Source organism: Streptomyces sp. NBC_01508 (assembly GCF_045040315.1).
Taxonomy (GTDB): Bacteria; Actinomycetota; Actinomycetes; order Streptomycetales; family Streptomycetaceae; genus Streptomyces.
Window position 1 is genome coordinate 4,364,460 of the sequence record NZ_CP109419.1, and the last position, 17,776, is coordinate 4,382,235.

General features: G+C 65.3%; 17 protein-coding genes, 1 tRNA gene and 4 pseudogenes. 12 read left to right on the forward strand and 10 right to left on the reverse strand.

The window, feature by feature from the left end; translation table 11 throughout:
- Nucleotides 1–267 precede the first annotated feature (267 nt).
- Together OG700_RS20185 and OG700_RS20190 are read left to right on the forward strand one after the other, a co-directional pair.
- Nucleotides 268–621 (forward strand): DUF4333 domain-containing protein, encoded by a 354-nt coding sequence (locus tag OG700_RS20185; protein ID WP_405615528.1) that lies wholly within the window; start codon nt 268–270, stop codon nt 619–621.
- A 665-nt stretch (nt 622–1,286) separates the two neighbouring features.
- Nucleotides 1,287–1,620 (forward strand): annotated as a pseudogene (locus tag OG700_RS20190) (glycosyltransferase family 2 protein); the annotation flags it as partial.
- 33 nt (nt 1,621–1,653) lie between these two features.
- Here OG700_RS20190 and OG700_RS20195 read toward each other — a convergent pair.
- Complete coding sequence (locus tag OG700_RS20195) at nt 1,654–1,854, reverse strand: DUF1918 domain-containing protein (protein WP_405615530.1); 201 nt, start codon at nt 1,852–1,854, stop codon at nt 1,654–1,656.
- Nucleotides 1,855–2,151: 297 nt separating this feature from the next.
- Between OG700_RS20195 and OG700_RS20200 the strand changes: the two genes are divergently transcribed.
- Nucleotides 2,152–2,823, forward strand: coding sequence for a hypothetical protein (locus OG700_RS20200; RefSeq protein ID WP_405615532.1), 672 nt, complete (start codon nt 2,152–2,154; stop codon nt 2,821–2,823).
- Here OG700_RS20200 and OG700_RS20205 read toward each other — a convergent pair.
- Both OG700_RS20205 and OG700_RS20210 read right to left on the reverse strand, forming a co-directional pair.
- Nucleotides 2,723–3,379: an FkbM family methyltransferase gene (locus OG700_RS20205; protein WP_405615535.1), complete on the reverse strand. Its 657-nt coding sequence runs from the start codon at nt 3,377–3,379 to the stop codon at nt 2,723–2,725. The genes OG700_RS20200 and OG700_RS20205 overlap by 101 nt on opposite strands.
- Nucleotides 3,380–3,436: 57 nt before the next feature.
- Nucleotides 3,437–4,093, reverse strand: coding sequence for a hypothetical protein (locus OG700_RS20210; RefSeq protein WP_405615537.1), 657 nt, complete (start codon nt 4,091–4,093; stop codon nt 3,437–3,439).
- Nucleotides 4,094–4,306: 213 nt separating this feature from the next.
- Between OG700_RS20210 and OG700_RS20215 the strand changes: the two genes are divergently transcribed.
- Nucleotides 4,307–4,393 (forward strand) — tRNA-Ser (locus OG700_RS20215).
- Between the two features lie 161 nt (nt 4,394–4,554).
- On the opposite strand, the gene OG700_RS20220 is transcribed toward OG700_RS20215, so the two are convergent.
- Nucleotides 4,555–5,310 carry a GntR family transcriptional regulator gene (locus OG700_RS20220; RefSeq protein ID WP_405615539.1) on the reverse strand — a complete coding sequence of 252 codons (756 nt, stop codon included), beginning with the start codon at nt 5,308–5,310 and terminating at the stop codon, nt 4,555–4,557.
- 78 nt (nt 5,311–5,388) lie between these two features.
- Here OG700_RS20220 and OG700_RS20225 point away from each other — a divergent pair, with 78 nt between their 5' ends.
- The 4 genes from OG700_RS20225 to OG700_RS20240 all read left to right on the forward strand — a co-directional run bounded on the left by OG700_RS20225 (nt 5,389) and on the right by OG700_RS20240 (nt 9,230).
- Nucleotides 5,389–5,667: a hypothetical protein gene (locus tag OG700_RS20225; protein WP_405615541.1), complete on the forward strand. Its 279-nt coding sequence runs from the start codon at nt 5,389–5,391 to the stop codon at nt 5,665–5,667.
- Between the two features lie 523 nt (nt 5,668–6,190).
- Nucleotides 6,191–6,409, forward strand: coding sequence for a hypothetical protein (locus OG700_RS20230; protein WP_405615543.1), 219 nt, complete (start codon nt 6,191–6,193; stop codon nt 6,407–6,409).
- On the forward strand, nt 6,406–7,215 hold the full coding sequence (locus tag OG700_RS20235) for a GntR family transcriptional regulator (protein ID WP_405615545.1): 810 nt from the start codon (nt 6,406–6,408) through the stop codon (nt 7,213–7,215). Before OG700_RS20230 ends, OG700_RS20235 begins: the two co-directional genes overlap by 4 nt.
- Nucleotides 7,216–7,553: 338 nt before the next feature.
- Nucleotides 7,554–9,230 carry a DNA methyltransferase gene (locus OG700_RS20240; RefSeq protein ID WP_405615547.1) on the forward strand — a complete coding sequence of 559 codons (1,677 nt, stop codon included), beginning with the start codon at nt 7,554–7,556 and terminating at the stop codon, nt 9,228–9,230.
- 57 nt (nt 9,231–9,287) lie between these two features.
- On the opposite strand, the gene OG700_RS20245 is transcribed toward OG700_RS20240, so the two are convergent.
- The gene (locus OG700_RS20245) at nt 9,288–10,673 is read right to left on the reverse strand and encodes a hypothetical protein (RefSeq protein ID WP_405615549.1); all 1,386 of its coding nucleotides are present in this window, start codon (nt 10,671–10,673) and stop codon (nt 9,288–9,290) included.
- A gap of 630 nt (nt 10,674–11,303) precedes the next feature.
- Nucleotides 11,304–11,768: an NUDIX hydrolase gene (locus OG700_RS20250; RefSeq protein WP_405615551.1), complete on the reverse strand. Its 465-nt coding sequence runs from the start codon at nt 11,766–11,768 to the stop codon at nt 11,304–11,306.
- A gap of 46 nt (nt 11,769–11,814) precedes the next feature.
- On the opposite strand from OG700_RS20250, the pseudogene OG700_RS20255 reads away from it, so the two are divergent.
- Nucleotides 11,815–12,063, forward strand: a pseudogene (locus OG700_RS20255) (UTRA domain-containing protein); the annotation flags it as partial.
- Nucleotides 12,064–12,243: 180 nt separating this feature from the next.
- On the opposite strand, the pseudogene OG700_RS20260 reads toward OG700_RS20255, so the two are convergent.
- Nucleotides 12,244–12,357: pseudogene (locus OG700_RS20260) on the reverse strand (BlaI/MecI/CopY family transcriptional regulator); the annotation flags it as partial.
- 92 nt (nt 12,358–12,449) lie between these two features.
- Between OG700_RS20260 and OG700_RS20265 the strand changes: the two are divergent.
- Nucleotides 12,450–12,845, forward strand: a pseudogene (locus tag OG700_RS20265) (cation transporter); the annotation flags it as partial.
- Between the two features lie 120 nt (nt 12,846–12,965).
- Here the strand turns inward: OG700_RS20265 and OG700_RS20270 are convergent.
- Both OG700_RS20270 and OG700_RS20275 read right to left on the reverse strand, forming a co-directional pair.
- A complete protein-coding gene (locus OG700_RS20270) occupies nt 12,966–14,405 on the reverse strand; it encodes a carboxylesterase/lipase family protein (RefSeq protein WP_405615554.1) in 1,440 nt (479 codons plus the stop codon).
- A 92-nt stretch (nt 14,406–14,497) separates the two neighbouring features.
- A complete protein-coding gene (locus OG700_RS20275) occupies nt 14,498–15,415 on the reverse strand; it encodes an MBL fold metallo-hydrolase (protein ID WP_405615557.1) in 918 nt (305 codons plus the stop codon).
- 141 nt (nt 15,416–15,556) lie between these two features.
- On the opposite strand from OG700_RS20275, the gene OG700_RS20280 reads away from it, so the two are divergent.
- A complete protein-coding gene (locus tag OG700_RS20280) occupies nt 15,557–16,507 on the forward strand; it encodes a helix-turn-helix domain-containing protein (protein WP_405615559.1) in 951 nt (316 codons plus the stop codon).
- 91 nt (nt 16,508–16,598) lie between these two features.
- On the opposite strand, the gene OG700_RS20285 is transcribed toward OG700_RS20280, so the two are convergent.
- Nucleotides 16,599–17,324, reverse strand: coding sequence for an SDR family oxidoreductase (locus OG700_RS20285; RefSeq protein ID WP_405615561.1), 726 nt, complete (start codon nt 17,322–17,324; stop codon nt 16,599–16,601).
- A 71-nt stretch (nt 17,325–17,395) separates the two neighbouring features.
- On the opposite strand from OG700_RS20285, the gene OG700_RS20290 reads away from it, so the two are divergent.
- On the forward strand, nt 17,396–17,761 hold the full coding sequence (locus OG700_RS20290) for a MerR family transcriptional regulator (protein WP_405615563.1): 366 nt from the start codon (nt 17,396–17,398) through the stop codon (nt 17,759–17,761).
- The last annotated feature ends 15 nt before the right edge of the window (nt 17,762–17,776 follow it).

The window sequence follows — 17,776 nt, forward strand, 5'->3', positions numbered from 1 at the left end:
TCCGCCGCCTCCGCGTGACGCCCTGCGAGACCGTGCTGGTGTCCGGGCGGACCGTACGTACGAAGTCGGGAGCAGGTCGGACCGGGACAAGGCTCTCAAGGGCTCTGCCAGAACTGGACGTTCGCGAGGGGGAACGGCGAAGGGCACACGCTCCAGGCGGACAACCGCGCGCTCACCGGCCATGATCCGCCCCACCACGAGAGCGGACCCCGTCCCCCGCCACGTATGCTTCGGGCCTCTTCCTGCCAAGATTCCCCGGAGTCCACCATGACCACAACCCGGTTGTCCGCGGCGACGTCGATACTCTCGGCCGTAGCCGCCAGTGTGCTCCTCGTCGGCTGCTCGGCCTCGGTCGATGTCGGAAAGTCCACGCCGAAACTGTCCGCGGACAAGCTGGCAACCACGGTCGCCGAGAAGCTCGCCGCCACAACGGGTCAGCCCAAGCCGGACATCACCTGCCCCGAGGCCCTCGTCGGCAAGGTCGACACCACCACCCGGTGCACGCTCACGGCGGACGACGGCAGCACCCTGGGCGTAACGGTCAAGGTGACCTCAGTCGATGGAGACGAGATCAACTTCGACATCAAGGCCGACGAGACGTCTTCCCCGGCCCCGAACTGAGTACCCAGGAACCAGTCCCGAGCCAAACCCACGCGCCACGATCTACGCCCCCTGCCCCACGGCGAAGGCCCAAGTCAGCGAACCGGTCGGTCATGGGGCTCCAGGCTCCGTGAGCATGGATTGGGTAGCACCTGTCAGTACCGCACTACCGCACTACCGCACTCGGGGCGCTGATCGGCGTTGGTTCGAGCTGCCGGCCGACCGACTCAGTTGGCGCAGGGACCGCGCCGGCCAGAGCCTCGACGCACGGCGCCGGCTTTACGGCGACTACACCGCCGCACTGTCGCGGATGCGAACCGCACTGAACGAGTGCGCCCAGACGAACATCCGTGTCCTGAGGGATACACGAGACCTGCTCCTGCGGAGCCCGGAGCCCGGAGCCCGGAGATCGACAGCGATGGCTACACCGAGCTGGAGAACAGATTCGATACGGCGGTGGCCGAACTCCGCAGTGTCATGCGTCGCGACCTTGGCGCGGCCGACTCGATTGCGAGGGGCTGACGGAGGACTGGCCCTGACCTTCCAGCCGGCACCGGATACCCGCCAGTTGGCGCGGTGGCCGACGGTCGCTGTGGCCCGCGCGGGTGAGCCACTTCTACCAGGCCGACGCCTGGCTTGATCGACAGGGAGATGCCAGCGTGCCCGAGTAGGTAGGGGACTTCAGCGAGAGGGGCGTTCACGTCGACCACTGGTCGGCCCACGACTACCGCGCGCAGGCCCCCCGCGACCCTCTTCGTCCGCCGCGACCTGCTCTTGGCGCTGGGCGGTTGGACGGCCCTGCCGGCCTCGGAGGACACGGAGTTGTTGCCCGCCCTGAACGTGACGGCGCACGGCTGGTTCAGCAGTGAGGTCGGTCTGCTCCACCGCAAGTGGCCGGGCCAGGCCACGAGCCAGTCAGCCCACACCGACGCGGGCGAGCGCGACGCCCGGGTGGCAGTGGTGGAGGCGCGGGCGCGGGCGCTGGCGCACTTCGGGTGGCATGACCCGACCACTCACTGAGCGGGATGTCCCGTCCGGCGTGGCAGTCGGGGCTCAGCCCCCTTCGGCAGCGCGTCGGTGCTCCACGACGGAGTCGGGGCCGGGGGACATGATCGTCTCGTGTCCGTTCTCCGCCCGCACGCGGTAAGGGGGCGTGCCATTGGGGCCCAGAACCTCGATGATCTCCACCACGTGATCGTTCTCGCCCACGACACGGCCGTGGACCACAAGGCGGTCTCCCTTACTGGCGTTCATCTCACCGATTCCTTTCGCTGGGTAACAGAACTGACCTCACCGACCTAATCAGAGCGCATCGCCCATAGCGGCGAAATGAAGTCGCCAGACACGATCAGCTGAGATGCAGTCACCCATTCACGCTCTGCGGACTCGATTCCCCGACCTGCCTGGACTGGGTGATCGTCCACGCCGTCCGGCGGCGGCAGCTTCCCGTAATGCCTGTCGCGCGCCCTGCCGTCGCAGCGCCGCCGCGCCTGGGCGACATCCGTAGACGCTCCAGAGCTCCCCTGAGTACTGCTACTCATGCGTCACGGAATGCTGACGCCTAACGTCGCACGCATGTTCAAGTTGCCTGTGCGTAGAGTCCGGGCCTTCGGGCTGTCCGTCCTGATTGCCGCCGCGGGGCTCGCAGTGATCCCGCTGTCGGTCGCCGCCGCCGCGGCGGGCAACCTCGCGTCGGAGATGTGGAACGGCCCGCCCTACCCTTCGGCCGACCCCGACACGGTTGCTCAACGACTCAAGGACCGGTCCGACGCGGTGTACGAGGGCTTCGCCCTCCCCGAGAAGTACCCCGCGGACTCGGGCAGCGTCGAGACCGGCGCCTGCTACCACCAGGGGATGAAGAGCTTCACCCACATCGACGAGGCACGTAGCGATGTTGTCAGTTTCGGACTGCGTTGGAGCGTGCCCGACGTCCCCGAAGCAACCGCACGAGACGCGCAGCAGCGCGTACGTCAGCAGTTGGTGAAACAGGGTTGGAGACTCACCAGCGAAGAAGGCGACCGCGCAGGGGCGACCTTCAGTGAGCTGGGCTTCCGATTCGAGGATCCGAAAGGCGGCGACCTGGTCGACGTTCAGTGGAACGACTCGACCACGACTCTGTTCATCAGCGTCTACGCCCCCTGCGGGCAGGTCCCCGACGACTTTTCGCCGTACGACTGGCCCGAGGGGGACTGGCACCCGAAGAAACAAGCCCCTGGCATTTGAACGGCCCCTCTCCCTTGGAGAGTTGGAAGGCACTCCTCACTCGGGCGGGAATGGTTCGCATGGCGGCTGAATCAATCCTGATGACGCGCGCACTGGCGATTTCCTCCGCCGTCAGGATCTCGGGCAGCGGAAGCGCCTCGATCTCGAACGACGACTCCGCCGGCCCCTCGTACGGGACGATGCTGTTGGCCCCATGTTCGCCGAACCGGCCAGCACGTACGTTGCCGCAGCCGTTGAGCCGTACCTGCTGCTGAAGCTTCTGACGAAAGCCGGGCGACGCCTCGATGGCCACCACCCGGCCCCGTGCTTCTACGAGTTGCGCGGCGAGCACGCTGTAGTACCCGATGTTCGCGCCGACGTCGACGAACGTGTCCCCGGGCCGCAGACGGCCCTGCATCCACCGTGTCAATGTGGTTCCCAGACGCCGAAACATGTAGAGGTGGCGCTGGATCAGATCCTGAGTGTCAACGGCGAACCGTGCCCCGAATCGCGACCGTACGACTCGCTGACGCGGGCACTCACGCAACCGGGGACTTACCGAAAGAACCTGGAGCATGACACACGTACCCACGGCCAAGAGCGACCAGTGGGTTTGCGCAAGAGGGGATGGCCGTCAGTCGTAGAAGAAGAGATCAAGATCCTCGACGGACCCTGGCCCGGTCATGAAGCGCTCGGCCATGGCAAGTTGGTCTTCCGGTGGCAGTTCACCTCTCAGGAACCGCTCCATCCAGATCTCTCCCTGCTCGCCGACGGCGTAGATGCCGGACAGTAGCTCAGCTATACCCGCAGAATGCGGCGGGCGGCGTCCAGCGACCGGTTGGAGCACCCACCCGCCTGCCCGCGCGGCGAGTCGCAGAACCCCTGCCCAGTTAGCGATCCGCCCGATACGCACGTGCCCCGAGTCCTCGGTGAACGGGGCCGGCCGTCCACCATGCAGGGGATTCGTGGCGACCTTGATGTCCCGCATCACCTGCCGTTCCACGGCATCACGCACCCAGCCGCCGTCCTGCGCTTCGCCGACGGCGGCGGACCACCACTCCGAGCCCCCTTGGAGCCGACCCTCGAACGTATCCACGCCGCCAGGCTTCCATGCGCCACGCCGCAGGCCGCAGGGGGCGGCTGTACGAGCATCGCGAAGGGATACGTACGCGCCGCCGGAGGCGGAGACGTTGCGGATCTGGCCGAGGCCGAGCGTTTCCGGGGGCAGTCGTTCGAGCAAGTCATGCTGCTCGGTGGCGCCGACGTCGTTGAGGCCGCGCACGATCTGCACAGCGTGATCCGCGCGATCGACTGGCAGGCGACCGGCACCCGGAGCGGGATTTGCCGCTGCCGGCCGCTCGCCGTGAAGGTGAGGCGGCCCCGTAAGGTCAGGGTTCTGGTCGGTGGGCGAGCCGTCGTGTGGCCAACCTCTGGCCAGGACTGCGTCTCTCGATCAGACAGCCGGTAGGCTGTAGCCGCTCCGTCGCTGGTCGGGCGGGGCGTGGGTGGGTTGCCCGAGCGGCCTAAGGGAACGGTCTTGAAAACCGTCGTGGCAGCGATGTCACCGTGGGTTCAAATCCCACACCCACCGCAGGTGAACGGCCCCTGACCAGTACGTATGGTCGGGGGCCGTTGCCATGCCCGCTCCCTGCCTGTCACCGCTGTTCCCCCTGGTTTCCCGCTCTATCGGGCACGGAAGGGGCACGCCGGGGGGCACGGCTGGGCACAGCTTTGGAGCTGCCGGTCTGCTCGTTAGTGGCTGATCGGAATCTCGTAGACGATCTCGCAGTGCGCTGCGGGCACCACGATGTCCGCCGTCTCGACGGGCTGGCCTTCGTCGCTGTAGTAGGTCCGCCGGATGTGCGTCACGAGTGCGGCCTTCTGGATGCCGAGTAGCGACGCCTCCTCGGCGGTCGCCTGCCGCGGCTCCGGCTGCTCCACCGCATGGCTGACGGTCACTCCGATCACGGCCATGCGGTTCACGACACCTGCCCCGGCGTGCGGTCCTCCTTCGGGGAGGACGACGAGTGTGCCGGCGGTGAGGTCGTAGGGCTCCCAACTCGTCGACAACTGCACCGGCCTGCCGTCCGCCAGGAACTCGTACATCGTCTTTACGCACAGCTCGCCCTCTGCCACCCCGAGCCGCGCCGCGATCTCCGCCGGAGCCGGCACCTTCGCGTCGGTCCGGCTCTCCCAGTCGCCTTGTCTGCCGAGCGCCTTCATGTCCTGGCGGAACGGAGCTCCGCCGGGCTGCTCGCGCGCCGTTGACCGGACGACCCGTACTCGTTGCCGGGTCTCGGCGACGTACGTACCCGATCCGGCACGGCCTTCCAGCACGCCCTGGGAGATCAGCAACTCCTGTGCCCGGCGAACCACGTTCTCGCCCACGCCACACTCCTGGCCGATCTGGGCGCGGGAGGGGAGACGGTCCCCCGGTCCCCAGACGTGCTCCGCGATGCGCCGCCGGAGTTCATCGGCGATGCGGAGATAGGGCGGCTGCTCAGGCATATGGAAAATCTAGTCCACTAGGTCTAATCTAGTTAACTAGCGTTACTGAAAGTGATTGCTGGTGACGGAGGCTGCCCTGTGCCCGGTTCGGGAGTTAGCGCGGCGGCCATCGCCGCCCGGCTGTCCGCCGTCGGTCTCCCCGCACGAGTAGAAGAGCACGCCCGGTTCACGTCGGTCGAGGCGGAGGTGCCGAAAACGCTCTCCGTCGAGACATGGCGAGAGGTTCTGGAAGTGGTGGCTGAGGCCGATCGATTCGGGCTCCTGGCCACCAGCTTGAACGGCCGCACCTTATGGGCGGTCGTACGCAAGACGGTCCCCACGACGGGCGATGTCGGGGGACCGGGCTATCAGCGATAGGAGCTGACCAGCATGCTCAACCGTATCCGCCGTGCCGCCTCTCTCACCAGGAAGCGGTACTTCTCCAAGGGACGCCGTCGCCGCCCCTTAGCGCCGCCCCGGCCGCCGGCCGCTCCCACCCCCGCCGTGCCTGCTGACGCATCGACCGTCGTCCTGGGCCAAGCTTCGGCTGGCATGGTCCACCATCGCCCCCTGAGGGGTGAGGACGTCGCGCTCGTCCGTCCGTACCTGCTGGCATGGGAAGAGCGTGCACGGACGCGAGCGGTGGTCGTCGCGCCTCGTCTGCCGGCCGATGCCTGGTCGGCCCTCGCGGGGGTTCGCTGATGCCCCCTCGTCGACAGCCGAGCAGTGCGGACACCACTTCCGTCCCCTACCGCTCGATCGCGTGCCGGATCGGCACCCACCCCTCCTGCGTTGAGTCCTCCCCGTTCTTGGCACCCGCCGACGTCCCGGTGATCTATGAGGCGTGTGACTGCCCGTGCCACTCGACGCCCGACCGGTCCGCGCCCGTGGATGTGACGCTGTGAGGCCTCAAGTCCCCGGCAGCGCACTGGTTTCCCACATCGAAGTCACCGCGGCCACCGTGCAGCGCGGCGACATCATCCAACTGGGCGGCCACGCATGCCGGGTGAGAGACCTCTTTCAACTCCCTCAGGGGGCCAAACAACTGGTCTTCGAGTCGCTGCTGGCCATACACACACGTACCCGGCTCGCCGCCGTGCGACTGCTGAGAAGGCGGTGACCGGCCCCGTGCCCTCTCGTCACCACGACATCGCGGACGATCTCCGCCACCAGATCACGACGGGCAGCAAAAAACCTGGCGAGCGCCTACCGTCCGAAGTCGGCCTGGCCGACCGCTACAAGGTCAGCACAGTGACACTGCGACGCGCCCTCGCCGTACTCCAGGGCGAAGGGCTCATCGAGAAGATCCACGGCAAGGGCAACTACGTCCGTCGCCCACGCCGCAAGATCATGTACGTCGGTGGCTGGGGCACGCTGGACCCCTGGACCGCCGCTGAGCCAACGTTGCGCGTCACGGTTCGCAGCACCACGGTTCCGGCCTCCGTACCCCTGACGACGTTGCTGAAGGTGCCAACGGGCAGCCCCCTCGCGGAGTACTCCTGCCTCAGCCTTGAACAAGGATCGCCGCACGGACTGGCCCGCATCTACATCCCGCGCGACCTGACCCCGGCCGGAGTCCTCGACGACGACTCCGTGTGCCGGGAGGCAGCCACGAGATTCGCCGTCCTCGGCCCGTCGCCGGCCACCATCCGAGAGACGGCCTCCTTCTACGCGGGGAGGGTGGCCCGAGCACAGAACCGGGGCACCTCTCCCCGTCGCGCTGTGCCCGAACTGATCTGCGACGCGAACTGGTTCAGTGGGCAATCCTCTTGTACTGGTGCCGTCGATCCGAGAAATATCTTCAGCCGGTCAGTAAGTCACCATGGGTTCCATGAGCTTGAGAATCACTGGCCGTTACCTCACGTGAACCGCCCATTTCGGGGCTCATCTAGTACAACACTTCGCCGTCTTCCGTTGGTTGTATGACCTCTTCGCTTCGAAGTAACTTGAGGGATAACGGGCGACGAAGAAACCTATTCTGTGCGAAAATTCTAGGTTCCGATGCTGATGGAGATTAATTGTGGGTTCAAAGTGCCACCGATTTCAGACACGGGGTCGGTGGATGTTCAAACGCTGTGCAACAGTTTCACTTCTGGAACAGAAGGGCTTCGTCAGACATAATTCTGTGTGCTTATTCAGCTGAATGTAGAAAGTCAAATTTGCCCTCTTGGCGTGCTACCATAATCACCTCCCAGTCAATTCATGGCCACTCGGTGTGCGGTCAGCCCGACGCTCCTAGAGGAGCTGTAAACGAAAGGCACTAAATGTCTTCCTCTCTCGGTGATCAGGCAAACCTGGACTCTTCGATTCTGATCCTAAAGGAAGACATTGAAACGCAAGATGACTTGAAGCTTGCGCTTCTTGAAGCGCGTGGAATCTCCGGAAATGACACCTTCACGAGCCTCAAGGAATGGAATGGCGCCATTGATCCTTCCCTGTTGAGGGCGGCTCAGGGGCTCGCTCGTGACGACGACCATATCCTAGTGGGCAGGTTTCCGTCGCTAAGCCGAGACAAATTCCAGTGGCGGGCCGGATTTTACTCTCACCTACTTCAAGGTGGCCCAGAAGAGGTTAGTACGGTCGAAGCATTTCAGACCCACTATGAAAGGTCGGCTGGCGCCACGGGAATTAAGGCAGAAAGCCTGAGCGGGCTAAGTCGTAAGAAAAATGAATATTTGACTCATTCTTTCCATAAGTACAAGGCTAAGTTCTTTCCGCGTATGGCTCGGGCACTCACTAACTATGTAGTTCCTGACGGTGGTCGGGTTCTGGATCCCTTCATGGGTAGCGGAACTCTTGGAGTGGAAGCCGCGCTGATGGGGATTCAAGCCGAGGGAATCGACGTGGATCCACTTTCGGTTGAGATGGCGAACCTTAAGGTAAACGCACTGAAGATTCCTACTAGTGAGGCGCGGAAAGCCTACGAGCATTTCCAGACTTTCCTGGCCGTCAGTAGAAAGCAGGATTTTTTGTGGGGTAATGCTCCAGAACTGGATTCGTCATATGAGTTGCCTCAGTTTATTCGTAAGAAGATCAAGCCCGAATCGCTTCGAGATGAGATCGAAGAGGAGAGCGGCATTGCACTCTCGGTATTGTCCTCATATCCCGAGGAAGAAGGAAGGAAGTTTCTTAGAGTTGCGCTCAGCCATGCATTGGCCACCAAAGTCGGCTTGCGCTGGATGGGGACTGGAGACAACCGTTTCGCCCTTTCGATGGGGGTGCGTCCGCTTCTTCGGGTGATGAATAATCATCTGTCAAAAATGGTTGGATCTCTTGAGCAGCGTGACATGCTAATCAATGATGGATTCCTCGACATCAACGCTCTGGGGTCCGTCAACATGCAACGAGGAGATGTGCGAAGTCTTCCGTATGCGGACAACACTATTGACGGGATTGTAACCAGCCCGCCGTACCTACCAGCTTCGTCAGGGCGTGAGACGTATCTAAGAAGCCGTGCGTGCTCACTCACCGCGCTCGGGCTAATGTCGGAGGCGGAAATTATGGAGAGAGAAACGGAGATGGTCGGCAGTATCATTCGAACTGCTCCAGCGCGCTCAGCAGGGCTCCCCCAAAGCATTAGTGAACTCGTCGAGTGGATGGAGCCCCAGCGGGCCAGGAAGCCCAAGGCCCTGGCTACCTCGGCGTACTTTCTCGATATCGCGCAGTCACTACGTGAAATGGCTAGGGTTACAAAGCCCGGTGGAAAGATCGCTATGGTTGTGAGTTCGGAGCATGTCTTCTATGGCTTGGTGTCCCGCGAGGTTGTGAGGCGCATCAGTATGCCAAATTCTATCGCGGAAATTATTTCAGAACCTCGCAACGAGATTCCACTGAAAATGGATGACGTAGTCAAGATCCAGCTTCCCAAGATGGACTACGTGGCAAGGCCGGCTTCTAAGGGTGACTATGCTGAAGCCGTAGTAATCGCAACTAAGGTCTAGTTTGCGGCGATCGGGCGCGACGTAGGATAGGGCCCACCGTCGCGCCCTTCGAGCGTATTACTCGCTTATTTCTTCCAAACCCTGCACCAGTGCAGCGGCGTCTACTGTATCCGCCTCATAGGGTGTGTTGGGGAGCCCAAAGAGTTCAGAAATACCATCATCGTTGATGATATTCCGGCTCAACCCGAGAATGGCGTCGAACAGGTAGACCGGATCTGCATTTGGCCATAGGAGCTGCAATGAGGCCAACGGTTTCATGTAGTGTTCATGGTGGGTTTCAGCGTAAAGATTGCCGAATAGAGCGGTCTTGATTGCTTGCTGAGAGCAGCCTCTCTTCAACCGCCCAAAGAGCATGACTTGTGCGATGCCCTTTTTTATGTCGTCGGTCCTGTCGATTCCGGGTAGACTTTTTGTGTTGTCAACTCGGAGCTGTTCTCGTTGCCCCGATTGAGGGTCACGGGACTCAATGTTTCCACAACCGAAGCGCAGCCATCTCGTTGCCTGATCTTCATCGTTAAAGAGTCTGTACCCGACAAGGTGACGTTGCCACGCGTCGAGGACGATCCTTACTCGCTCGGGGTTCTGAGCGATCGCTTCCAGATCCTTCAAGGGCCAAATTTTGTCAGAAGGAGGTGAGATCGGAAGTTTACGCTCTCCAGGATTTGCCGCCCCGACGAAAAATGCCCAATCATCTGACTCAATAGTCTTAGTAGCCCATGAGTGATGGGCACCTTCTCTGAATGGTTGGCTAGCTACAAGAGGAAAAGCCACCAACGGGCTTGCCTTGATCTCGCCCAGGATGAGACGCTCTGCGGTCGCGATTACGAGATCGAACTCCCCTCTGTGGCCACCTCCAGTCGTTACGTACGCTCCCTCCGCGAGTTCGCTCACCAATGCGCGGATGACAAGTGCCCCTAGATCGCCAATCATCCTTCCATTTGGACGACTCAACCTATTTGACACTGCGTATCTCTTGCCGCTGCGAAGTTCCGACTCTGCAAGGTACGCTTCGCGCGGGTCTCTACCTTCAGTGATGCAACCTGGACACATCCACACGTATGGAAAGAAAGCAAGGGTCTGTGTGTTATCGCTGTGTAGATATGCGGGCTTTGTTAGCAGTCCTGGAGTGGCTTCGGAATGCAGGAGATAGGCATAGAGGCCAGAGGCGAGAAAATCGAAAAGCGCAGAAAGGCTGTATTCTTCTCCTTGGGGGGCGTGGAGTCCTTTTACGCTCTCCATCCAATATTTAATCGTACGTTGAAGCGAGGCGTAGAGTTCTTCGCTGCCTGCGTTTTGCAGAAAGGAAGTAGGGCTGGTTGCCCGCTTGAAGTTCGACTTTTGGTAGATGAGATCATTTAGGACTAGAAATGCCGAACAGTCGGGACGTTTGGAGCAATTTTCGCAGGGTGTTGTGTTCTTGGCTAGTGGAAGGGTCATTTGCATTTTCGTCCCCTTTGAGGTGTCAATGTGTCTTGATCCAGCTCACGCGCCGCCGCGTCCCCCCGGGCCTCCTCCGTGATTTCTTCGCGCTCGAAAGGAAACTCCTTCAGCTCGCAACGCGCGAGCATCCCGCCGTGCCGACTCTTTGGCGAGAATTTCCGCGGCGCTAGGATGCCCGTGCGCTTGGCGGTACTCCTCGATCGCCTCTTCGTAAGCGAGGTGTGCGTACGATTCGACCTTCGTGGAAACCGTGATGCGTGTTTCCACCACGATGTGAAACCGGCCGTCATCGGGCACGCCTGAAGCGCCTCGTTTGAGGCAGGTCGGATATTTAGGGCGCTTCTTCTCAATCATCGCTAAGTCCCCTAAGCGCGCGGTCTCCTGAGATGCTATTTCGTGTGTTCCATGATGAGGTCAGACTCAGCCTGCAGAGAGTGCCGCTGCGACTGACGATCGCTCAACTGCAAGCTCGGCCGGTGCCCCAGCCGCAGAGGGTGTCTCCACGCTTCAAGCCCGCAGCCGCCGAGCGCGCTGCCGGGCGCGGCCAGCCGGGGCGGAGACAGGAGGCGGGCCGCGCCGCAGAGGCGGCGCGCGCCCGCGCCGTGCGCGGGCCTTGATGAAGTAGAGAAAGTCTTATCCCGCTGTGATGAGCTGCTTGCCGTCGTGGCTCCGCACGTGAGGGCCGTTGTCGTCCAGGGCGTCCAGGAGACGGACCGCGTAGACCTCGGCCATGCGCTCGCTGACCTCGTCGGGTGTGAGCCAGGAGACGGCTGTCGACTCGCTTGATGTGCGCTCGGTGCCGCCGGAGGGCTTGCAGCGGAAGACCAGGGCGACGATGCCTCGGGTCGTGTTCTTGTAGACGCCGGTGAGCTGGTCCACCTCGACGTGGATGCCTGTCTCTTCCCAGACCTCGCGGGCAACGCCGGCCTCGGGTGTCTCGTTGAGTTCGAGGATGCCGCCGGGGAGCTCCCAGGTGCCGTTGTCGGCTCGGCGGATTGCCAGGAGGCGGCCGTCCTCGCGCACCACTACTCCGGCGACGGACACGGAGTGCAGGGGAGTGGGTGTCGCTTCCTGTGGTTGACTCATGTAGAGGAGCATAGGAGGCAGGGAAGGACTATGGGAACTGCGGCGGGAGGGGCCGGTTCCGGTCCTCGGTGGCATCTACGCCCGACTCGAAGACCACGGGCATGAGTTCGCAGAGTTCGTCGAGACGCTGCAAGCGCGCCCAGCCTCGAAGTCGGAAGCGTCGGAACTGGTGCTCAGCCCTGGTGCGCCGGTGGTTCACCTGATCCGGGAGGCTCGTACCACCGCGGGTCGCGTGGTCGAGGTGTGCGACAGGCTCATGGCCGCTGACCAGTTCGTTTTCGAGTATCGGATCCCTGCCGACGACTGACGTCCGCTCAACTTCCCGCAACCCGTCGTGAGTTCTTCTTCGCGGCGGGTGGCTCATGTACAGGAGTCGGGCACTCTTCTTCATGTCACTCATATACATGAGTGACGGAGTTCAGCATCTATAGGCGGGCTGTCCGGCAGGTGGTCAGGCAAAGCCCACTCACCATCCTTGTGACAGTCGTGCGGCGGGCCGACGCGTGTTGATGTCGTCGACCACCTCACGAACGGTGGCGGGCCTTCCCCACTTCCACGGACAGTCCAGGATCTCTGCCTCCAGGTTCCCCAGCCACCGCACTTCCGGAGTTCCTTCCGCCATCTTCCGCGACCTCGCCTACGCGACTATCGCAGGCACGCGCCGGAGGCCGCTGAACAGAGCGGCGCGGGCACGGCGGCGGTGAGGCGCAGGCGTCGATCCCGGGCATCGTGCTGGCCGCCCTGTCGCTGGCGATCATGCCGTTCCTGTCCGCCGCGCAGAGGCGGGCAGGCCGGGAGTTGGGGTCGGCGTCGGCGGTCGCGGACTCGAAGCAGACGCTGCTGTGCACGTATCTGTCGGCCGTACTGCTGGTGGGCCTGGTGGCCAACGCCACCCTCGGCTGGTCCTGGGCGGATCCGGTCGCCGCACTCGTCATAGCCGCGATCGCGGTCAAGGAAGGCCGCGAGGCATGGAGCGGCGACAACTGCTGCGCACCGGCCGCTCCGAGCACCCAGAAGGAGGACACCGCACCGCCGGCGGAGGCTGATGACGTGTGCGGGTGTGCCCCGGGGTGCGCCTGCTGCGACTGACCCGTGGACGACCACGTTGTCGCGGCCGGTACGTGTCTTGCTGTCCCGGCCGGTACACGTGACCGGGCGCACCCGTGGGGAGAGCCCGCTGTCCACCGTCCGGCTGGGCCGCCTGTCTCTTCATCCGCCGAGGATTCTCACCGCGGGGCGCTGCGGGTCGTAGGGAGTCCAGCCAGGGTTCCCGGTGTTGGCGAACGCGACCCAGGAGCCGTGTATCCGGGCTGCGAGTCCCGCCGGGGCGGGGGCGGGGCCGAGGAGGCCGGTGTCCCCGTGCAGCCAGGGTCTGTCGGCGATGTCGAACACGAAGGGCAGTTCGACGGTGTGGGCGGCGCCGAGGCGGCCGTTCAGGGCCGTCGAGCGGTACCCGAACGAGTAGACATGCGTACGCCCGCCCGAGATCCGCGCGTGGGCCCGCGCCAGGCGCGCCGTACCGGCCCCGAACAGGACCTGCCCGAGTACGGCGGAGCGCAGCTCGCCCGGTGTCGCGTCCGGCCGTGCCGCGCGGTGTGCGGCCAGGGGGGTCTCCGGGTACGCGTACGCCCGGGTGGCGAGGGCGAGTACGTCGGCTTCGGTGGTGGACTCCAGGCCGCCCTGCGGTACGAGGTAGAGGTGCCCCTCCTCGGTGTTGGTGCCGATCAGCAGGTCGACGTCGCCGGCCGGGCCGTCGGCGAGGGCGTCGGCGGGCTGGGCCGGCAGGACCAGGCTGAACGGGCTGAGCCCGGCCAGCGGATCCGTGGCGGTCCTGGTGCGCAGGTCGAGCCCGGCCAGTACGGGCAGGATCGCCAGGAAGCGCTCGTCCGGGATCGGGGCGAACGCCTCGGCGGTCGGCTCGACACCCAGCGCGGCGGCGGCCGTGGCGGTGACCCGTCGCGCCTGCTCAGGGGTGAGCGCGCCAGTGCCGCTGCCGCTCTGGACGATGGCCCGCCGGAACAGGCCGCCCGCCTGCGGTGTCGCGAGCAGCGCGCCCGTGAGCGTGGCGCCCGCGGACTGGCCGAAGACCGTGACGTTCTCGGGGTCGCCGCCGAATGTCGCGACGGTGTCGCGTACCCATCGGAGCGCGGCGAGCACGTCCAGCAGGCCGCGGTTGGCCGGGGCGCCCGGCAGATCGAGGAAGCCGGGGATGCCGAGGCGGTAGTTCACCGTCACGAGGACGACGCCGTCGCGGGCGAACGCGCCGCCGTCGTAGAGCGCGGCGCGGTTCGAGCCGGTGACGAACCCGCCGCCGTGCACGAAGACCATGACGGGCCGCCTGCCGTCGTCGGCGGCGGGCGTGTGGACATCGACGGTCAGGTACTCGTCGCCGGGCACCCAGCCCGGCCCGAAGTAGGGGGCCATGTCGAGTCGGCCGAAGTCGCGGGCCGGCTGGGGAGCCGTGGGCGAGGGCCGCGTGCCGTCGCGGACACCGGACCAGCCCGGGTGCGGTACGGGCGGGGCGAAACGGCCGACGCCGGCCGGGGCCGCCGCGTAGGGGAGGGCGCGGTAGCGCTCGCCGGATTCGTCACGGAGGCCGCGTACGGCGCCCGCCGGGGTTTCGGCGACCGGATCTGCCTGTCGGGGCACGGGGACGCGCTTCCTTCCTGGAGCTGGAGCTGGAGAGGGACATCAAGAGGCGTCAGGAGGCGTCAGGAGGCGTTGGGAGGCATCGGGAGATATCAGGAGATACGAGAGAAGCCCGCCCACTCCTTGATCGCGAACTTCGAGCCGCTGCGCGCGATCTCCGCGGCGCCCTGACCGCCGAAGTGCGCCGGGAAGACGAGCGCGTTGTCCTCGGCGGCGCGGCCGAGCAGCTTGTGCCGGGTGGCGCGGGACTCCGCCGGGTCCTCGCAGAAGCAGGAGTTGGTGTCCGGCTCCGCGATCTGCAGCGCGGTGTGCACCAGGTCCCCGACGAACAAGGCCCGGTCGCCGCCGGATTCCAGGGTGAGCACGGACGAGCCGGGAGTGTGCCCGGGGGCGAGATCGAGACGCAGGTTCTTGTCGATCCGGTACGTCCCCTCCCACAGGTGGGTGAGTCCCGCCCGGTGGACCGGTGTGACGCTGTCCTCGAAGACGTTCTGGTTGCCGCGGCCGAGCACGGTCCTGTTCTCGTTGGCGGGGTCCCAGAAGTCGAAGTCCCGGCGGGTCATCAGATACGTGGCGTTCGGGAAGGTCGGTACCCAACTCCGGCCTTCGAGGCGGGTGTTCCAGCCGACGTGATCAATGTGCAGGTGGGTGTTGACCACGATGTCGATGTCCTCGGGCCGCAGCCCGGCGGCGGCGAGCCGGCCGAGGTAGTCCGTGTCCAGGCGGCTCCACACCGGTGCGTACGGCCGGTCCTTGTGGTTGCCCACCCCGGTGTCGACGAGGATCGTGCGCCCCTCGCTGCGCAGCAGCCAGGACTGGATCGCCGTACGGCACTCGTCCGTCCCGGGGTTCCAGAAGTCGGGTGCCAGCCGGTCGCGGTGCTCGTCCCAAGAGCCGTGGGGGCTGTCCGGGAAGAACTGGCCCGGCGACATCTCCGACGAGCCGTAGAACTCCTTGACACGGCTGACGGTGACGTCGCCGAGCGTGATCTGCTCCGGGCTCTGATCCATGTGGTCCGTCCTCGTCAGGTCTGGGGTACGTCGCCGAACGAGACCGAGCCTGGACACATGGGCGCGTACGCACCACTCCCGGGTTGTCCCACCCCCGACAGGGTGTGGCTGCGAGCGGACCGCGCACCGAATACTGGGGTGATGAACGGACCCGGCCCGCTCGGCGCCTTCCTCCAAGCCCGTCGGGCGCGGCTGCGCCCCGAGGACGTCGGCCTGCGCGACCTCGGACCCCGCAGGCGGGTTGCGGGGCTCCGGCGCGAGGAACTGGCCCAGTTGGCGGGCGTCAGCGTCTCGTACTACGCACGGCTGGAACAGGGCCAGTCCCGCGGGGCCTCGGCCGAGGTGCTCGACGCGATCGCCCGCGCTCTGCTGCTCGACGACCACGAGCGCGAGCACCTCGACCGGCTCGCCGGCGCCGCCCGCCACGCGCCCCGACCGCGCCGCCCGAGCCCCGAGAAGCTCGCCGGCGAGACACGCGACCTCCTGCGCGCCGTCGACGGCGTCCCGGCGGTCGTGCTCGGCCGCCGTACGGACGTACTGGCCTGGAACACCCTCGGGCACGCCCTGCTCGCCGGTCACCTGGACTTCCGTGGCCCGGACGACCCGGCGCGACGCCCGAACATGAGCCGGATGCTGTTCCTGGACCCGCACTGCCGGGAGCTGTACGCGGACTGGAAGCGCAAGGCGCGCGCTGTGGTCGGCAACCTGCGCGTCGCGGTCGGCAGGTACCCGGAGGACCCGCTGCTCGCGGAGCTGATCGGCGAACTGACGATGAAGAGCCCGGAGTTCGTCGCGCTGTGGGGGGATCACCGGGTGACGCCGTGCGATGCCTCGGTCTACGAGCTGCGCCATCCCGTCGTCGGTACGGTGACGGTGACACAGCAGACACTGTCGATCGCCCGTTCACCGGAGCAGGCGCTCATCGTGTGCACGACCCCCGCCGGCTCCCCGTCCGAGGAGGCCGTCGCGCTCCTCCGGCAGGCGAGCGGCGGCAGGGCGCCGCACACGGACGGCGTCGGTGTTCCCGGGACGCCACCCCGACCGGTGTGGGCGGCGGGGAAGGTCGCGGGTGAGGAAATGACACGGCGGTGAGACGGGTCACGGCGCCGAGACCGGACGGGACCGAACCGGACGGGACCGGAGCGGACCGGACCGGAGCGCAACCCTCCGCGACAGGCCGCGCCTACGGCTTGGCGGCGTTGTGCGCGGACAGTTGCGGGTACAGCAGGGCCGGGTCCTCGCCGAGCCGGGACTTCCATTGGGCCGTCCGCCCGTCGGCCAGCACTTCGAGGGACCCGGCCTCAAGACCGTCCAGTGCCGCCTTGGCGATCGCGTCCGGGGCCGACTTCTCGTCCTCCACGCCGGCCGTCATGTCGGTGTCGACGCTTGCCATGGCCAGCGCCGTGACCTGGGTGCCCTGACCGGCGAGTTCGTAGCGAACGCCGTTGGTCAGCGCCCAGGCCGCGGCCTTGGACGCCCCGTAGCTGTTGGAGTGTTCGTATGCCATCCACGCCATGACCGACAGCACGTTCAGCACGGCACCGCCGCCATGGGCTCCCAGGATCGGCGCGAAGGCACGCACCATGCGCAGGGTGCCGAAGAAGTTGGTCTCCATCTCCAGCCGGATGTCGTCCTCCGCGCCGTCGGTGAGCCGGGCGAAGGTCGACACTCCGGCGTTGTTGATGAGCAGTGTCGTGTCGCCGGCCGTGGCCGCGGCCCGGGCCACGGATGTGTGATCGGTGACGTCCAGCGTCAGCGGGACGACACCGGGCATCTTCGGGATGGTCTCCGGCCGACGAGCGGCCGCGTAGACCTTTTTGACGCCCCTGCGCCGCAACTCGGTCACGAAGCTTTGCCCGATACCCCGGTTCGCGCCTGTGACCAGCGCGATCTCGTTTCGTATGTCCATGCCCGCTACGCTAAAACCTCACGCCAACGTGAGGGTCAAGCGCAAGGAGAGGGGAAGAGAGGAGTGGGGGAATGAAGATCGGAGAGCTCGCGAGGCGAGCCGGTGTGACCGTGCGCGCGTTGCGCTACTACGAGGAACAAGGCTTGCTCAGCCCGGAGCGCACACCGTCGGGACAGCGCCTCTACACCGAGGACACCGTCGAAGTGGTGCGCCTGTTCCAGCAGTTCTACGCGGCCGGCCTCAGCAGCCGTGCCATCGCGGCGCTGCTGCCCTGCGTGAACAACGGCCGCACCACCGCCACCCAGCGACACATGCTGCGCTCCGAACGCGACCGTCTCGCGGCCCGGGTCGAGGAAATGACCCACACGCTTTGCCGGCTCGATCAGCTCATCACCGCCGCCGACGACCACGACGGAGCGGCTCACAGCGCTCGTTGAGGGAGGTGACGAGGC